Origin of the sequence: Bradyrhizobium sp. 62 (genome assembly GCF_023073035.1) — a bacterium.
Taxonomy (GTDB): Bacteria; Pseudomonadota; Alphaproteobacteria; order Rhizobiales; family Xanthobacteraceae; genus Bradyrhizobium.
In genome coordinates this window covers 343,460-356,367 of the sequence record NZ_JADPIT010000023.1, presented here as the reverse complement: position 1 = coordinate 356,367, position 12,908 = coordinate 343,460, and the positions used below count along the sequence as shown (strand labels likewise).

Sequence of the window (12,908 nt, the reverse complement as noted above, 5' to 3'; positions counted from 1 at the left end):
CTCGGCAATCTGATCGGCCCCGGCGTCAAGTTCGACGAGGTCGCCGACGTCGTCGAGGACATCGTGGAAGCTTATCTGGCGCTGCGCGAGCGGCCCGAAGAGCTGTTCATGGACACCGTAAAGCGCCTCGGCGTCGAACCCTTCAAGGAGCGCGTTTATGCCACTCGTTAACGGCGGAAAGATCGCCGACGACAGCTTCGTCAAGCTCGCCGTCGACACGCCGCTGCCCGAGGGCGGCGACATCCTGGTGCCGGCCGAACGCTTCGTGGGCGAGGCGGATACGTTGCTCAAGCGGAACGGCAAGGTCGGCGTGATCTGGCCGAACAATCGCGACATCGCCGAGCTGGTGCCCTATCTCGGCAAGATCGCCGTCGTCGCGCTGGTGTTCCCGACCTTCCGCGACGGACGTGCCTACAGCCAGGCGCGGCTACTGCGCGAGCGCTACAATTACCGTGGCGAATTGCGTGCGACGGGCCAGATCCTGCGGGACCAGTTCGTGTTCATGCTGCGCGCGGGCTTCGATTCCTTCGACGTCAAGAAGCAGGCCGACGCGGAAGCCTTCATGCAGACCGCGAAGCGCTACTCGGTATTCTACCAACCCACCGGTGACGGCCGGATCACGGCGCTGCACCGGCGCATGCAACTGCGTCATTCCGAGGGTGTCGGCACGTGAACGCAATCGCCTCTCCGGTGTCGTCAATCTCCGTCTCGGCGCTGCCCTCGGCGGAGGAGCTCGATCGCGCCTTGCGCGATGCCTCGCCCGCCGAAATCATCGCCGCTGCGTTGAAGACGGTCGGTCGCGACAAGCTCGCGCTGGTGTCGTCCTTCGGCACGGAATCGGCGACGCTGCTGAAGGTCATGGCCGACGTCGATCCGGCGATCCCGGTGATCTTCCTCGACACCGGCTGGCTGTTCGAGGAGACGCTGACCTATCGCGACACGCTGATCGCGACGCTGGGCCTGAAGGACGTCCGCTCGATCAAGCCCGCCGAGGAGACGCTGTCGCGCGAGGATCCCGACCGCGACCTCTGGTTCTCCGATCCCGACGCCTGCTGCCGTATTCGCAAGGTCGAGCCGTTGGCGCGGGCGCTGAAGCCGTTCGATGCGTGGCTCAATGGCCGCAAGCGCTTCCAGGGCAGCGCGCGCGCCGGCATCCCGGTGGTCGAGGACGACGGTGCACGGTTGAAGTTCAATCCCTTCGCCAATGTTTCGCGCGAGGAACTTGAAGCGATCTTCGCCCGTGCCAAATTGCCGCGTCATCCTCTGGTTGCGTCCGGATTCCTGTCGGTTGGGTGTATGCCTTGCACGAGCAGAACGGCCGAAGGCGAGGATGAGCGTGCCGGTCGCTGGCGCGGCCGGGCCAAGACGGAATGCGGCATCCACACGATGAAGACTTCGTAGCATGGTCAAGCTGCCCTGCTACGAACAAGAAAATCCGGTTCCGTTGACTTAGGCGCGTTTCGACCCGAGTTATGCCTGCCATCGATGACGCCGACGTCATTGATGTGAATGGAGATGGACATGATGCGCCGTATCGTTCCGCTCGCTGCAGGACTGCTCGTGACAGGCTTGTTGGCAAGCTCGGCTCTCGCCGCTGACATCAATCTGCTGAATGTGTCGTACGATCCGACGCGTGAGCTCTATGTCGAGTTCAACAAGGCGTTCGCGGCAGCCTATCAGAAGGAAACCGGCAAAAGCGTCGAGATCAAGCAGTCGCATGGCGGCAGCGGTTCGCAGGCGCGCGCCGTGATCGACGGATTGCAGGCGGACGTGGTGACGCTTGCGCTCGCCTACGACATCGACGCCATCGCCAGCAAAGGCCTCGTGACGGCTGATTGGCAGAAGCGGTTGCCGCAAAACTCGTCGCCCTATACCTCGACCATCGTGTTTCTGGTCCGCAAGGGCAATCCGAAGGGCATCAAGGACTGGGACGATCTGCTCAAGCCGGGCGTCGCCGTGATCACGCCGAACCCGAAGACATCAGGCGGCGCGCGCTGGAATTATCTGGCGGCCTGGGGCTTTGCGCAGAAGAAATACGGCTCGGCGGACAAAGCCAAGGATTTCATCGGAAAGCTCTATCAGCAGGTGCCGGTGCTCGACACCGGCGCGCGCGGCGCGACCGTGACCTTCGTCGAGCGCGGCGTCGGCGACGTGCTGCTCGCCTGGGAGAACGAGGCGTACCTGGCGCTCAAGGAATTCGGTCCGGAAAAATTCGAGATCGTGGCGCCGCCGCTCTCGATTCTGGCGGAACCGCCCGTGACGATCGTCGACAAGGTTGCCGATAAAAAAGGCACCCGTAACGCCGCCGACGCCTACCTGCAATATTGGTATACCAAGGAAGGTCAGGAAATCGCGGCGCGCAACTTCTATCGTCCGCGCGATCCCGAGATCGCCAAAAAACACGAAAACTCCTTCGCGAAGGTCGAGCTGTTCACGATCGACGAACTTTTCGGCGGCTGGACCAAGGCGCAGAAGGAACATTTTGCCGACGGCGGCGTCTTCGATCAGATCTACAAGAACTGATCGGGCGCTGTCGGCGGGGCTTAAACAGGGGGCCTGGTGAGCGCAATCGCAGCACGACGCCGGACATTGCCGGGCTTCGGTCTCACCATGGGGCTGACGCTGTCCTGGCTGTCGATCATCATCCTGATTCCGCTCGCGGGCCTGTTTCTGAAATCGCTTGAGCTGAGCCCCGAGCAGTTCTGGAACATCCTCTCCAGCCGCCGCACCCTGAATGCGTTGCGCGTGTCCTTTGGACTCGCCTTTGCGGCCGCCTGCGTCAATCTCGTGATGGGCAGCATCATCGTCTGGGCGCTGGTGCGTTACCGCTTCCCGGGCAGGCGGCTGTTCGACGCCATCGTCGACGTGCCCTTTGCGCTGCCGACGGCGGTCGCCGGCGTCGCGCTGACCGCGTTGTTCGCCGAAAAGGGCTGGCTCGGCGCGCCGCTTGCGGCGGCCGGCATCAAGGTGGCGTTCACGCCGGTCGGCATCTTCGTCGCCATGATCTTCATCGGCATCCCCTTCGTGGTGCGCACGGTGCAGCCGGTGCTCCAGGACCTCGATCCTGAGATCGAAGAGGCCGCCGGAAGTCTTGGCGCGAGCCGCTGGCAGACCATCATCCGCGTGATCCTGCCCTCGCTCGGCCCGGCGCTGCTCACGGGGCTGGCGCTCGCCTTCGCACGCGCCGTCGGCGAATACGGCTCGGTGATCTTCATCGCCGGCAATCTGCCCAACGTCTCCGAGATCGCGCCGCTGCTGATCGTGATCCGCCTCTCCGAATTCCGCTATGCCGACGCGACCGCCATCGCTGTGGTCATGCTGATCGTGTCTTTCGTCATCATCTTCGCCGTCAACCGGCTCCAGCGCTGGGCGCAGAGCCGGATCCCGGCACGCTGAGGGCGGATCATGACGATGCAGATCGCAGATTCGGTTTCGCTCTCGGCTCCCGATGCCAAGGCACGCGCGCATGCGGCGGCCGCGCGGAACAACCTGCGCACCGAACCGCGCGCGGTCCGCATCGTCATCATCGCGCTGGCGATGACCTTTCTCTCTGTCTTCGTCGTGCTGCCGCTGGTCGTGGTGTTCGCGCAGGCTTTCTCGAAGGGAGTCCTCGCCTATTTCGCCGCGCTGGCCGACCCGGAGGCGCTGTCCGCAATCAAGTTGACGCTGTTGGTTGCGGCAATTTCCGTCGGCCTCAATCTTGTCTTCGGCCTGGTCGCGGCCTGGGCGATTTCAAAATTCGAATTCTTGGGCAAGACCTTCCTGATCACGCTGATCGATTTGCCATTCTCGGTCAGCCCCGTCATCTCGGGCCTCGTCTTCGTGCTGCTGTTCGGCGCGCAGGGCTATTTCGGCGGCTGGCTGCGCGATCATGATATCCAGATCCTGTTCGCGGTGCCCGGCATCGCGCTTGCGACCACCTTCGTGACCTTCCCCTTCGTGGCGCGTGCGTTGATCCCGCTGATGCAGGAGCAGGGCACGCAAGAGGAGGAGGCCGCGATCTCGCTCGGCGCCTCGGGCCTGCAGACCTTCTTCCGCGTCACGCTGCCCAACATCAAATGGGGCGTGCTCTACGGCGTCCTGCTCTGCAACGCGCGCGCGATGGGCGAGTTTGGCGCGGTCTCTGTGGTCTCCGGCCATATCCGCGGCGAGACCAACACGATGCCGCTGCTGGTCGAGATTCTCTACAACGAATACCAGTTCGTCGCGGCGTTCGCGATCGCCTCGCTGCTGGCGATGCTGGCGCTGATCACGCTGATCGCGAAAACCGTTCTGGAAAATCACCTCGACGAAGGACACGACGCTAGTGAGCATTGAAGTCAGGAATCTCGTCAAGAAGTTCGGCAGCTTCAAAGCCCTCGACGGCGTCGACCTCAAGGTCAATGACGGCGAGCTGCTGGCGCTGCTCGGTCCGTCCGGCTCGGGCAAAACAACGCTGCTGCGCATCATCGCCGGCCTCGACTGGCCCGATTCCGGTGAGGTGTCTTTCAACGGCGAGGATGCGCTGGCGCAGGGGGCGCGCGAGCGGCACGTCGGATTCGTGTTCCAGCACTACGCGCTGTTCCGCCACATGACGGTGTTCGAGAACGTCGCCTTCGGGCTGCGCGTGCAGCCGCGCGCGATCCGCAAGGACGAAGCGACCATCCGCGCGCGCGTCAAGGAGCTGCTCGATCTCGTGCAGCTCGACTGGCTCGCCGACCGTTATCCAAGCCAGCTCTCCGGCGGCCAGCGCCAGCGCATCGCGCTGGCCCGCGCGCTCGCGATCGAGCCGCGCATCCTGCTGCTCGACGAACCCTTCGGCGCGCTCGACGCCAAGGTGCGCAAGGAGCTGCGCAAATGGTTGCGTTCGCTGCACCATGAGATCAACGTCACCTCGATCTTCGTCACCCATGACCAGGAGGAGGCACTCGAAGTCGCCAACCGCGTGGTGGTGATGGACAAGGGCAAGATCGAGCAGATCGGCTCGCCCGATGACGTCTATGAGAGCCCCGCGACCGCCTTCGTCCACAGCTTCATCGGCGAATCCATCGAGCTTCCGGTGCTGATCGCCGACGGTCTCATCACGCTCGGCGACCGGCCGCTTCAGCTCGCGGCAGATGGGCTTGCGCCTGGCGCGTCAAGACTGTTCGTGCGGCGGCACGACATGCTGGTCGGCCCCCCCGGCAGCGGGGCCTTCGAGGGCGCCGTGCGGCATGTCCGGAATTTCGGTCCCGTACAGCGGGCCGAGGTGGCACTCGCTGGCGGCGAGACCATCGAGATCGACGCTCCCCGCGACAGGGAACTGCGCGCCGGCGACACGATCGGCCTGGAGCCCCGCCGCTACCGGATATTTGCGGGCACCTGAGCGGGATCAAAGGGTCAATTTTTCCTCAATATTCACCTTTCAGCCACGGTTGGTATGCAACAACGGCCCCTGATTTTGGGGGCTCCTGTTCATGCGCGCCGCGGCCGCAATACTCATCACTTTGCTGCTCGCCGGCTGCGCCGGCAACGAAGCACCGGTCCAGCAACCCTCGATGTATGCCGATATGGCTGTCCCGGGCGCAAAGCTCGATGCGCAGGCGGCAGCAATCATGATTTCGCAATACCGCCAGAACAACGGGCTCGGGACCGTCGTGATCGATCCTGCCCTGATGAGTCTCGCCGAATCCCAGTCCCAGGCCATGGCTGCCGCCAACAAGATGGACCACGACGTCCGCGCGCCGCTGGCCAAGCGCCTCAGCGCCGGCGGTTATCCGGCGACCGTTGCGGTCGAGAACGTCTCGGCTGGCTATCATACGCTGGCGGAAGCGTTTTCCGGTTGGCGCGACTCGCCCCCCCACCGCGCCAACATGCTCAAGAGCGGTGTCACAAAATTAGGCATCGCGGCGGGCTATGCTCCCGGCACCAAATACAAGGTGTTCTGGACCATGATCCTGGCCTCGACGGACTCCCGATAAGCCAGACTTGATCCCGGGATGCATTGACGCCGCGGCAGACTGTCGCCACGGTCGCTCGCCATCTGCTACTGTTCCCGCATGACCGATCATAGTCCAGAAGTCGCAACAATCCCCGCGAACGCGCAACGTGTCCTGGTCCTCCAGGGCGGCGGCGCGCTCGGCTCCTATCAGGCCGGCGCCTATCAGTCGCTCTGCCATGCCGGCTTCGAGCCGGACTGGGTTGCCGGTATCTCGATCGGCGCGGTCAACGCCGCGATCATCGCCGGCAACGAAGAGCAGACGCGCGTCAAGCGGCTCAAGGAATTCTGGGAGATGGTCTCCGCGCCGGTGCCGTGGAAGCCGATCGGCAAGAGCGATCACAGCCGCGAACTGTTCAACTCGACCAGCGCCGCATTGATCGCGACCTTCGGCGTGCCAGGCTTCTTCACGCCGCGCATCCCGCCCGCGCCGCTCTGGCCGCCCGGCAGCCCGCAGGCCGAGAGCTATTACGACACCGCACCGCTGAAGAAGACGCTGGAGCGACTGGTCGATTTCGACCGCATCAACGATCTGAAGACGCGGCTGTCGGTCGGCGCGGTCGGCGTCACCTCGGGCAACTTCAAATATTTCGACAATTTCGAGTTCAGGAAGCTCGGCAAGAAAATCGGCCCCGAGCACATCATGGCCTCCGGCGCGCTGCCGCCCGGGTTTCCGTCCATCGTCATCGAGGGCGAGCATTATTGGGACGGCGGCATCGCCTCCAATACGCCGCTCGACTACGTGCTGGACGCCGAGACCGACCGCGATCTCCTGATCTTCCAGATCGACCTGTTCAGCGCGCGCGGCGATCTGCCGACCTCGCTGCTCGAGGCGACCGAGCGCGAGAAGGACATCCGCTTCTCCAGCCGCACGCGGATGAACACTGACAAGAACAAGCAGGTGCACAACGCCCGCAGGGCCGTGCGCGACCTGATTTCCAAATTGCCCGATTATCTCAAGAACGACCCTTCCGTGGAATTCCTTGCCAAGGTATCGCGCGAAAGCACCGTGACTGTGGTGCACCTGATCTACCGCAGCAAGAATTACGAATCCTCGTCCAAGGATTACGATTTCTCGCATGTCGCGATGGTCGAGCATTGGGAAGCCGGCGTGCGTGACGTGCATCTGTCGATGCGCCACAAGGACTGGCTCGAGCGGCCGCAATCCGGCGAGACCATGGTGACCTACGATCTCACGGGGGACGTCACTGTGCCCCCGCCAAAAAGGAGCGAGTAATATGGGTAGTTTGTCAGGCAAGAACGCTGTTGTGACCGGGTCGACCAGCGGCATCGGGCTTGCCTATGCGCGCGCTTTCGCCGCCGCCGGCGCCAATGTCGTCATCAACGGGTTCGGCTCGCCGGAGGACATCGAGAAGGAGCGCGCCAAGATCGAGTCCGATTTCGGCGTGAAGGCGGTCTATTCGCCGGCCGACATGACCAAGCCGGCCGAGATCGCCGGGATGATCGCGCTCGGCGAGAAGAGCTTTGGTTCGGTCGACATCCTCGTCAACAATGCCGGCATCCAGTTCGTCTCGCCCATCGAGGAATTCCCGCCGGAGAAATGGGATCAGATCATCGCGATCAACCTGTCCTCGGCGTTCCATGCCATTCGCGCCGCCGTCCCCGGCATGAAGAAGAAGGGCTGGGGCCGCATCATCAATACCGCTTCCGCGCATTCGCTGGTCGCCTCGCCCTTCAAGTCGGCCTATGTGTCGGCCAAGCACGGCATCGCCGGCCTGACCAAGACCGTGGCGCTCGAGGTCGCGACCAGCAAGATCACCTGCAACTGCATCAGCCCCGGCTATGTCTGGACGCCGCTGGTGGAGAAGCAGATCCCCGACACCATGAAGGCCCGCAATCTCACGCGCGACCAGGTCATCAACGACGTGCTGCTCGATGCGCAGCCGACCAAGGAGTTCGTCACCTCCGAGCAGGTCGCAGCCCTCGCGCTGTTCCTGTGCGGCGACGATGCCGCGCAGATCACCGGCACCAACCTGTCGATCGACGGCGGCTGGACCGCGGAGTAGAGCGCGACGGCTGGCAAATGGCGGAGCCGAGCTCCGCCATTTTCGTTCAGTGCGTCCAGGCCAGCGCCGTCTCGAATGCCGAGGACAGGTGCAACTCCGCGAACATGATCTTGCCGGCGACCACGAACAGCACGCTGGCAAGTGTCAGGCGCAGCACCGTCTCGGGCACGCGCGTCGCGCTAAAGCTGCCGACGACGATGCCGGGCAGCGAGCCCAACAGCAGCACGCCCATCAGCGCCCAATCCACGTCGCCAAGCGCCCAGTGCCCCATTCCGGCGATCAGCGTCAGCGGGACGGCATGGGCGATGTCGGAGCCGACGATGGTCGCCACCGGCAGGCGCGGATAGAGCAGCAGCAGAACGGTGACGCCGACCGCGCCGGCGCCGACCGATGAAATCGAGACCAGCACACCGAGCACGATTCCGGTGACGACGGTTGCGATCGCGGTGGTGCGGTCATCGACCTGCTCCAGGCGCCGGCGATAGCGCTCCATGATCGATCTGCGGAAGATCAGCGAGGTCGCGGTCAGCAGCAGCGCGAAGCAGAGCACGAGGTTGACGAGATTGCGCTCGGAATCGCTCTTGAGATCGAGCTTCCAGAGCACGAGCAGCGTCAGCGCGCTCGCCGGAAGACTGCCGCAGGCGAGCCGCAGCACCGCCGGCCAGTGCACGCTGCGCGACCAGCCATGCACCAAGCTACCGCCGGTCTTGGTGGCGGCGGCATAGAGCAGGTCGGTGCCGACCGCAGTCGATGGATGAATCCCGAACAGCAGGATCAGCAGCGGCGTCATCAACGAACCGCCGCCGACGCCGGTCATCCCGACCAGCAGGCCGACGCCGAACCCGGAGGCGACGTAGAGTGGATCGATCATGTCCAGGGAATCTTAGGTTTATCTCGTCAGTTGGGCAATATGACGTAGAATAAACTTTCCCTGCAGCGCAACCGATTGGAGCGAATAAGAAAAATCCTCCTGCAGGGGGCCGAAGTGGAGGTGTTTTCTCCAATTCATCGCTCTCTTGCAAAACGGACATTCGGTTAGACGTCAAACGAGAATCCAGAGCTTCGGTTCTGATCAATCAGAACCGATAACGCTCTAGGCATATTGCCTACCGGGCTCATTCAGCCCCGCGACCGGTCGCCGGGACGTGTGGCGGATGTGGACGATATGGATTACGTCGCCACGGACACGGTAAAATATCCGGAATGGGTAGCGGACGACCGCTGCGACACGAACCTCGGAACGGTGCGCAACGCGTGGCGCCGAGAAAGGCGCGCGAAGGACGCGCTCCACGACGTCAACAAATCTCCGGCCGACAGCTTCGGCGACCACAGGGCTGGCGTTGCTGGCATAATAGGTCGCGATGTCCGCGAGATCAGCAAGCGCCTCTCGCGTCCAGACGACCTTCATCCGCGCGCAAATTTCGCGAAGGCCTCCGCAACCTCGGCATCCGTAGCGACCTCGCCGCGATCAATGGACGCCAAGGCCGCGTCGATGCTCCGCAATTCCTCTTGCGTCGCAAGATACTCGCCGCCGAGCAGCTCACTCTCGATTTCGCTGGCAATGGCGACCAACTCGTTCTGGGCCTCTTCAGGCCAAGTCTGGGCACGTTCCAGAAGGTCTCGTAGATCGCTTACAGCCATGGATCCGACTATATCAGGCGGCGGATGGCTTTCCAATCGCCTTGAGCTGACGGCTAGCGCCCGAACGCCAGCACGTGCAGGCCGAGACGTTGTCGCACGATCCAGAACAGCAGGACCGTCTCGAAGCAGAGCGAGATCGAGGTCGCGGCCGCGGCACCGTGGCCGCCGTAGCGCGGCACCAGCGCGATGCAGAGTACCAGGTTCATCACAAAGGCCAGCGCATAGGCCAGCGCGCAGATCTTCTGCTGCCCGAGCATGTTGAGCAGGCGTTCGACCGGGCCGATCGCGGAGCGCACTACGAGCCCGATCGCGGCGACGAACATGATATCGTAACCGACCACGAATTGCGCTCCGAACAGCCAGAGCAGCGGCTTGCCGAGCGCGAGCAGCACGATCGTCGCTGCCAGCGACGGCCAGAACGTCCAGTTGATGGCATGCGCCACGTAAGCCGAGAGCCGCGCCTTGTCGCCGGCCGCGTTGTATTCGGCAAAGCGATGCGCGGTCGTCGCCGACATCGCGTAGTGGATGAAGGAGACCAGCGCCAGCGTCTTCACCACGGCGAAATAGACACCAACCTCATCGGAGGAACGGAACTGCTGAAGCACCAGCACGTCGGTATAGGACAGGAGCAGGTAGAAGCTTTCGACCAGCAGGATCGGCAGCGAGACGGCGAGCCAGCCGCCGATGTCATAGGCCTTGGGGCCTGGTTCGATGTGACCAGCGAGCTTGCGGTTCAGCACCATCATCTGCCCGGTCATCGCGATCCACACCGCGCCCGCGCTCGCGACCATCGCGGCGACCGCGCCGAGATGATAGCCGAGCAGGAAGGCGCAAGCCGTGATGCCGATGATCAGCGCCTGGCGGATGATGAATTGCGGCATCAGGCCGAGCTGCATCCAGTCATGCGAGCGCGCGATGCCGTCCTGGGTGTTGGCGACGACGAAAGCGGGCAGCGTCATGCAGCCGATATAGAGCGGCAGCACCTCGGCCGGCTCGATCCAGGGCGACAGCAATTTGACCATGCCGGCGAGGCCGAGCGACACCAGTGCGGACACCGCAAAGGTGAGCCAGCGGCTGCCCGAGAGAAAGCCGCGCAGCAGCGCATGCTCGCCACGGGCGCGGTATTCCGGAATGATTTTTTGCGCGGAGGCCGAGATGCCAAAGTCCATCATGCTGCCGAGCAGCAGCACCCAGGTCCAGACATAGACATAGACGCCGTAGTCCGACGTCCCCATCCAGCGCGCGAGCAGAACCTGAGAGAAATAGGCAAGGCCGGCGCTGATCACGCGGATGACGAAGATGGTGCCGGCCAGCCGCCGCGTCAGCGATGCTTCGCTCGACCCGCCCGTTAATTTTTCGCGCAGCCGCGCGATGAGGCCGGCAGGTCCGGTCGTTGCGGGTTCTGCATCCATCACGGCCAAATCGAAGGGTCCCCGAGGCGCGCACGAGTGCTGCGGCAGACTTGCCGCAGGAGCCTTGGGGATTAGCAACCATTCGTTAAGATTCGGTTGGATCAAGGATGTCGTCCTGGCGAATGCCAGGACCCATACCGCGTGATCTGTCAGGAGGAATTGGGTAGCAGTTCCAAAGAAGGAGTCTTCGCCAAACTAATCCCTGGGGTAATGGGTCCCGGCCTGCGCCGGGACGATCACTCACTCCAAGTTGGTATTGAACTCGTACGACTTCTCCGGTCCGACCAGCGTGAACTTCAGCGCTGCGCCGTCGGGCTTGGCGCCCGGCGGCAGTCCGTCGAGTTCGAAAGAAAATCGCTTCACGCCCGGTGGGCTGGGCTCGACCGGCGCCGGGATCGGCAACGCCCAATCGGGCGTCGGACCTTCCACATAGAGATTGACGGTGCGCGCATCCGGCACCACGACGTCCACCACCACATTCTTGGGCCCGTCGCGCTTGACGTCCCGGATGGTGAGCGGGTTGGGATCGCCGATCGTGGCAGGCTTGGGCACGGTGTCGAGCGCTGCACGCAAATTGGCGTCCTCGGTCGAGGCGACGCTGTTGAAGCCAAGCTCGGCGCGAGCCTCGACCGGGATGCAAAGCTTTTCGCACACCGCATAATTGATCTCGGCGCGCAACGTCACCGGCTTGTCGGCCGCCTTGGCGATGATGCGCAGGGGCAGCACGATCTGATCGTGATAGCCGATCGAATGGCCGCCCGCGCCGTCGTCGAATTTCTGCGGGGCCGGCCACATCACCGTCACCGCCTCGACATTGTCGGATTTCGAGAAATCGAAGCGCGGCGGAACGCCGGAATCGCCCGGCATGCGCCAATAGGTTTTCCAGCCGGGCTGGATCTGGAAGGCGATACCGCCGAGCAGGACGGCGCCGCTGCGCGATCCCGCGAGCAACCGCACCGCGGAATGTCCATCGCGCTGCCACGGCGATGAATCGTCGGCATGGGCCGCAAGCGCCAGCGACGACGCGAGCAGGGTTGTCGCGACGCCAATCGCCGCACGCCGGGGAACTCTTGTCAGCATGGTACGTCTTTACAGGGTCACCCCGCGGCAAACCATTGAATTGCTTGTGATGGATGCACTTGAATCAAGGCCCTGCAAGCCTTGATTTGACAGCGGCCCGGCCCGACATCAGGATAGGAATTGAAACCGGAGTGCTTCACCGATGGCTCCCACAGGCAAGAGGACGGGCGAAAGCACCCGCAAGTCAGCCCCCGCGCTCCCGAGCTCGGCGGGCTACCTCGACGGCCAGCTGTTGATCGCCATGCCCGTGATGGGCGACGAGCGCTTCGAGCGCTCGGTGATCTATCTCTGCGCCCACTCCGCCGAAGGCGCGATGGGCATCATCGTCAACCACCCGGCCGGCAGCATCGACTTCCCCGAGCTGTTGCAGCAGCTCGGCATCATCAACAAGGGCGAGCACATCAAGCTGCCTGAGAACGCCGAAAGCATGAAGGTGCTGCGCGGCGGTCCGGTCGATACCGGCCGCGGCTTCGTGCTGCACTCCAGCGATTTCTACATCGAGAACGCGACGCTCCGGATCGACGACGGCGTCTGCCTCACCGCGACCGTCGACATCCTGCGCGCCATCGCTAACGGCTCCGGCCCCAAGCACGCCATCCTCGCGCTCGGTTATGCCGGCTGGGCGCCCGGCCAGCTCGAGACCGAAATCCAGAGCAACGGCTGGCTGCATTGCGACGCGGATTCGGATTTGATCTTCGGCGATGACGTCGACGAAAAATACGGGCGCGCACTGCGCAAGATCGGCATCGATCCCGGCATGCTCTCGAACGAGGCCGGGCACGCCTAGCGCCT

15 protein-coding genes and 1 pseudogene are annotated in these 12,908 nt (G+C 63.6%); 11 read left to right on the top strand and 5 right to left on the bottom strand.

All coding sequences use genetic code 11. From position 1 onward, the window contains the following. From IVB47_RS25310 to IVB47_RS25265, 10 genes and pseudogenes are all read left to right on the top strand, one after another. A pseudogene (locus IVB47_RS25310) lies at positions 1-171 on the top strand (nitrite/sulfite reductase); the annotation flags it as partial. After that, complete coding sequence (locus IVB47_RS25305; RefSeq protein WP_247283721.1) at positions 158-673, top strand: DUF934 domain-containing protein; 516 nt, start codon at positions 158-160, stop codon at positions 671-673. The pseudogene IVB47_RS25310 and the gene IVB47_RS25305, both read left to right, overlap by 14 nt. Beyond that, complete coding sequence (locus IVB47_RS25300) at positions 670-1,401, top strand: phosphoadenylyl-sulfate reductase (RefSeq protein WP_247283730.1); 732 nt, start codon at positions 670-672, stop codon at positions 1,399-1,401. Before IVB47_RS25305 ends, IVB47_RS25300 begins: the two co-directional genes overlap by 4 nt. A 120-nt stretch (positions 1,402-1,521) precedes the next feature. Beyond that, positions 1,522-2,523 (top strand): sulfate ABC transporter substrate-binding protein, encoded by a 1,002-nt coding sequence (locus IVB47_RS25295; RefSeq protein WP_247465277.1) that lies wholly within the window; start codon positions 1,522-1,524, stop codon positions 2,521-2,523. A gap of 36 nt (positions 2,524-2,559) precedes the next feature. Further along, positions 2,560-3,396 carry a sulfate ABC transporter permease subunit CysT gene (cysT, locus tag IVB47_RS25290; protein WP_346658431.1) on the top strand — a complete coding sequence of 279 codons (837 nt, stop codon included), beginning with the start codon at positions 2,560-2,562 and terminating at the stop codon, positions 3,394-3,396. A gap of 9 nt (positions 3,397-3,405) precedes the next feature. Then, positions 3,406-4,317, top strand: coding sequence for a sulfate ABC transporter permease subunit CysW (gene cysW / locus IVB47_RS25285; RefSeq protein WP_247465275.1), 912 nt, complete (start codon positions 3,406-3,408; stop codon positions 4,315-4,317). Then, positions 4,307-5,344 carry a sulfate ABC transporter ATP-binding protein gene (locus IVB47_RS25280; protein ID WP_027570238.1) on the top strand — a complete coding sequence of 346 codons (1,038 nt, stop codon included), beginning with the start codon at positions 4,307-4,309 and terminating at the stop codon, positions 5,342-5,344. Before cysW ends, IVB47_RS25280 begins: the two co-directional genes overlap by 11 nt. A gap of 91 nt (positions 5,345-5,435) precedes the next feature. Beyond that, positions 5,436-5,939 carry a CAP domain-containing protein gene (locus tag IVB47_RS25275; RefSeq protein ID WP_247465273.1) on the top strand — a complete coding sequence of 168 codons (504 nt, stop codon included), beginning with the start codon at positions 5,436-5,438 and terminating at the stop codon, positions 5,937-5,939. Positions 5,940-6,017: 78 nt separating this feature from the next. Next, entirely contained in the window at positions 6,018-7,193 is a 1,176-nt protein-coding gene (locus IVB47_RS25270; protein ID WP_247465271.1) for a patatin-like phospholipase family protein, read from the top strand. 1 nt (position 7,194) lies between these two features. Further along, positions 7,195-7,983 carry a 3-hydroxybutyrate dehydrogenase gene (locus IVB47_RS25265; RefSeq protein ID WP_247359524.1) on the top strand — a complete coding sequence of 263 codons (789 nt, stop codon included), beginning with the start codon at positions 7,195-7,197 and terminating at the stop codon, positions 7,981-7,983. Positions 7,984-8,029: 46 nt separating this feature from the next. Here IVB47_RS25265 and IVB47_RS25260 read toward each other — a convergent pair whose 3' ends face one another. The 5 genes from IVB47_RS25260 to IVB47_RS25240 form a co-directional block, all read right to left on the bottom strand. Next, positions 8,030-8,854: a sulfite exporter TauE/SafE family protein gene (locus IVB47_RS25260; protein ID WP_247283758.1), complete on the bottom strand. Its 825-nt coding sequence runs from the start codon at positions 8,852-8,854 to the stop codon at positions 8,030-8,032. Positions 8,855-9,076: 222 nt separating this feature from the next. Further along, a complete protein-coding gene (locus tag IVB47_RS25255; protein WP_247406308.1) occupies positions 9,077-9,391 on the bottom strand; it encodes a type II toxin-antitoxin system RelE/ParE family toxin in 315 nt (104 codons plus the stop codon). Then, on the bottom strand, positions 9,388-9,555 hold the full coding sequence (locus IVB47_RS25250) for a hypothetical protein (RefSeq protein WP_247465268.1): 168 nt from the start codon (positions 9,553-9,555) through the stop codon (positions 9,388-9,390). Before IVB47_RS25250 ends, IVB47_RS25255 begins: the two co-directional genes overlap by 4 nt. A 122-nt stretch (positions 9,556-9,677) precedes the next feature. After that, a complete protein-coding gene (locus IVB47_RS25245; protein ID WP_247465265.1) occupies positions 9,678-11,045 on the bottom strand; it encodes a flippase in 1,368 nt (455 codons plus the stop codon). Positions 11,046-11,276: 231 nt separating this feature from the next. Then, positions 11,277-12,116, bottom strand: coding sequence for a protein-disulfide reductase DsbD domain-containing protein (locus IVB47_RS25240; protein WP_247465262.1), 840 nt, complete (start codon positions 12,114-12,116; stop codon positions 11,277-11,279). 142 nt (positions 12,117-12,258) lie between these two features. Here IVB47_RS25240 and IVB47_RS25235 point away from each other — a divergent pair, with 142 nt between their 5' ends. Further along, entirely contained in the window at positions 12,259-12,903 is a 645-nt protein-coding gene (locus tag IVB47_RS25235) for a YqgE/AlgH family protein (protein WP_007605477.1), read from the top strand. Positions 12,904-12,908 lie beyond the last annotated feature (5 nt).

Excerpts from the sequence above, each read along its gene's own strand:
- cysW (WP_247465275.1), top strand. The coding sequence starts at position 3,406 with ATGACGATGCAGATCGCAGATTCGGTTTCGCTCTCGGCTCCCGATGCC.
- IVB47_RS25295 (WP_247465277.1), top strand. The coding sequence starts at position 1,522 with ATGATGCGCCGTATCGTTCCGCTCGCTGCAGGACTGCTCGTGACAGGC.
- IVB47_RS25260 (WP_247283758.1), bottom strand. The coding sequence starts at position 8,854 with ATGATCGATCCACTCTACGTCGCCTCCGGGTTCGGCGTCGGCCTGCTG.
- IVB47_RS25235 (WP_007605477.1), top strand. The coding sequence starts at position 12,259 with ATGGCTCCCACAGGCAAGAGGACGGGCGAAAGCACCCGCAAGTCAGCC.
- IVB47_RS25265 (WP_247359524.1), top strand. The coding sequence starts at position 7,195 with ATGGGTAGTTTGTCAGGCAAGAACGCTGTTGTGACCGGGTCGACCAGC.
- IVB47_RS25255 (WP_247406308.1), bottom strand. The coding sequence starts at position 9,391 with ATGAAGGTCGTCTGGACGCGAGAGGCGCTTGCTGATCTCGCGGACATC.
- IVB47_RS25270 (WP_247465271.1), top strand. The coding sequence starts at position 6,018 with ATGACCGATCATAGTCCAGAAGTCGCAACAATCCCCGCGAACGCGCAA.
- IVB47_RS25240 (WP_247465262.1), bottom strand. The coding sequence starts at position 12,116 with ATGCTGACAAGAGTTCCCCGGCGTGCGGCGATTGGCGTCGCGACAACC.
- IVB47_RS25275 (WP_247465273.1), top strand. The coding sequence starts at position 5,436 with ATGCGCGCCGCGGCCGCAATACTCATCACTTTGCTGCTCGCCGGCTGC.
- IVB47_RS25305 (WP_247283721.1), top strand. The coding sequence starts at position 158 with ATGCCACTCGTTAACGGCGGAAAGATCGCCGACGACAGCTTCGTCAAG.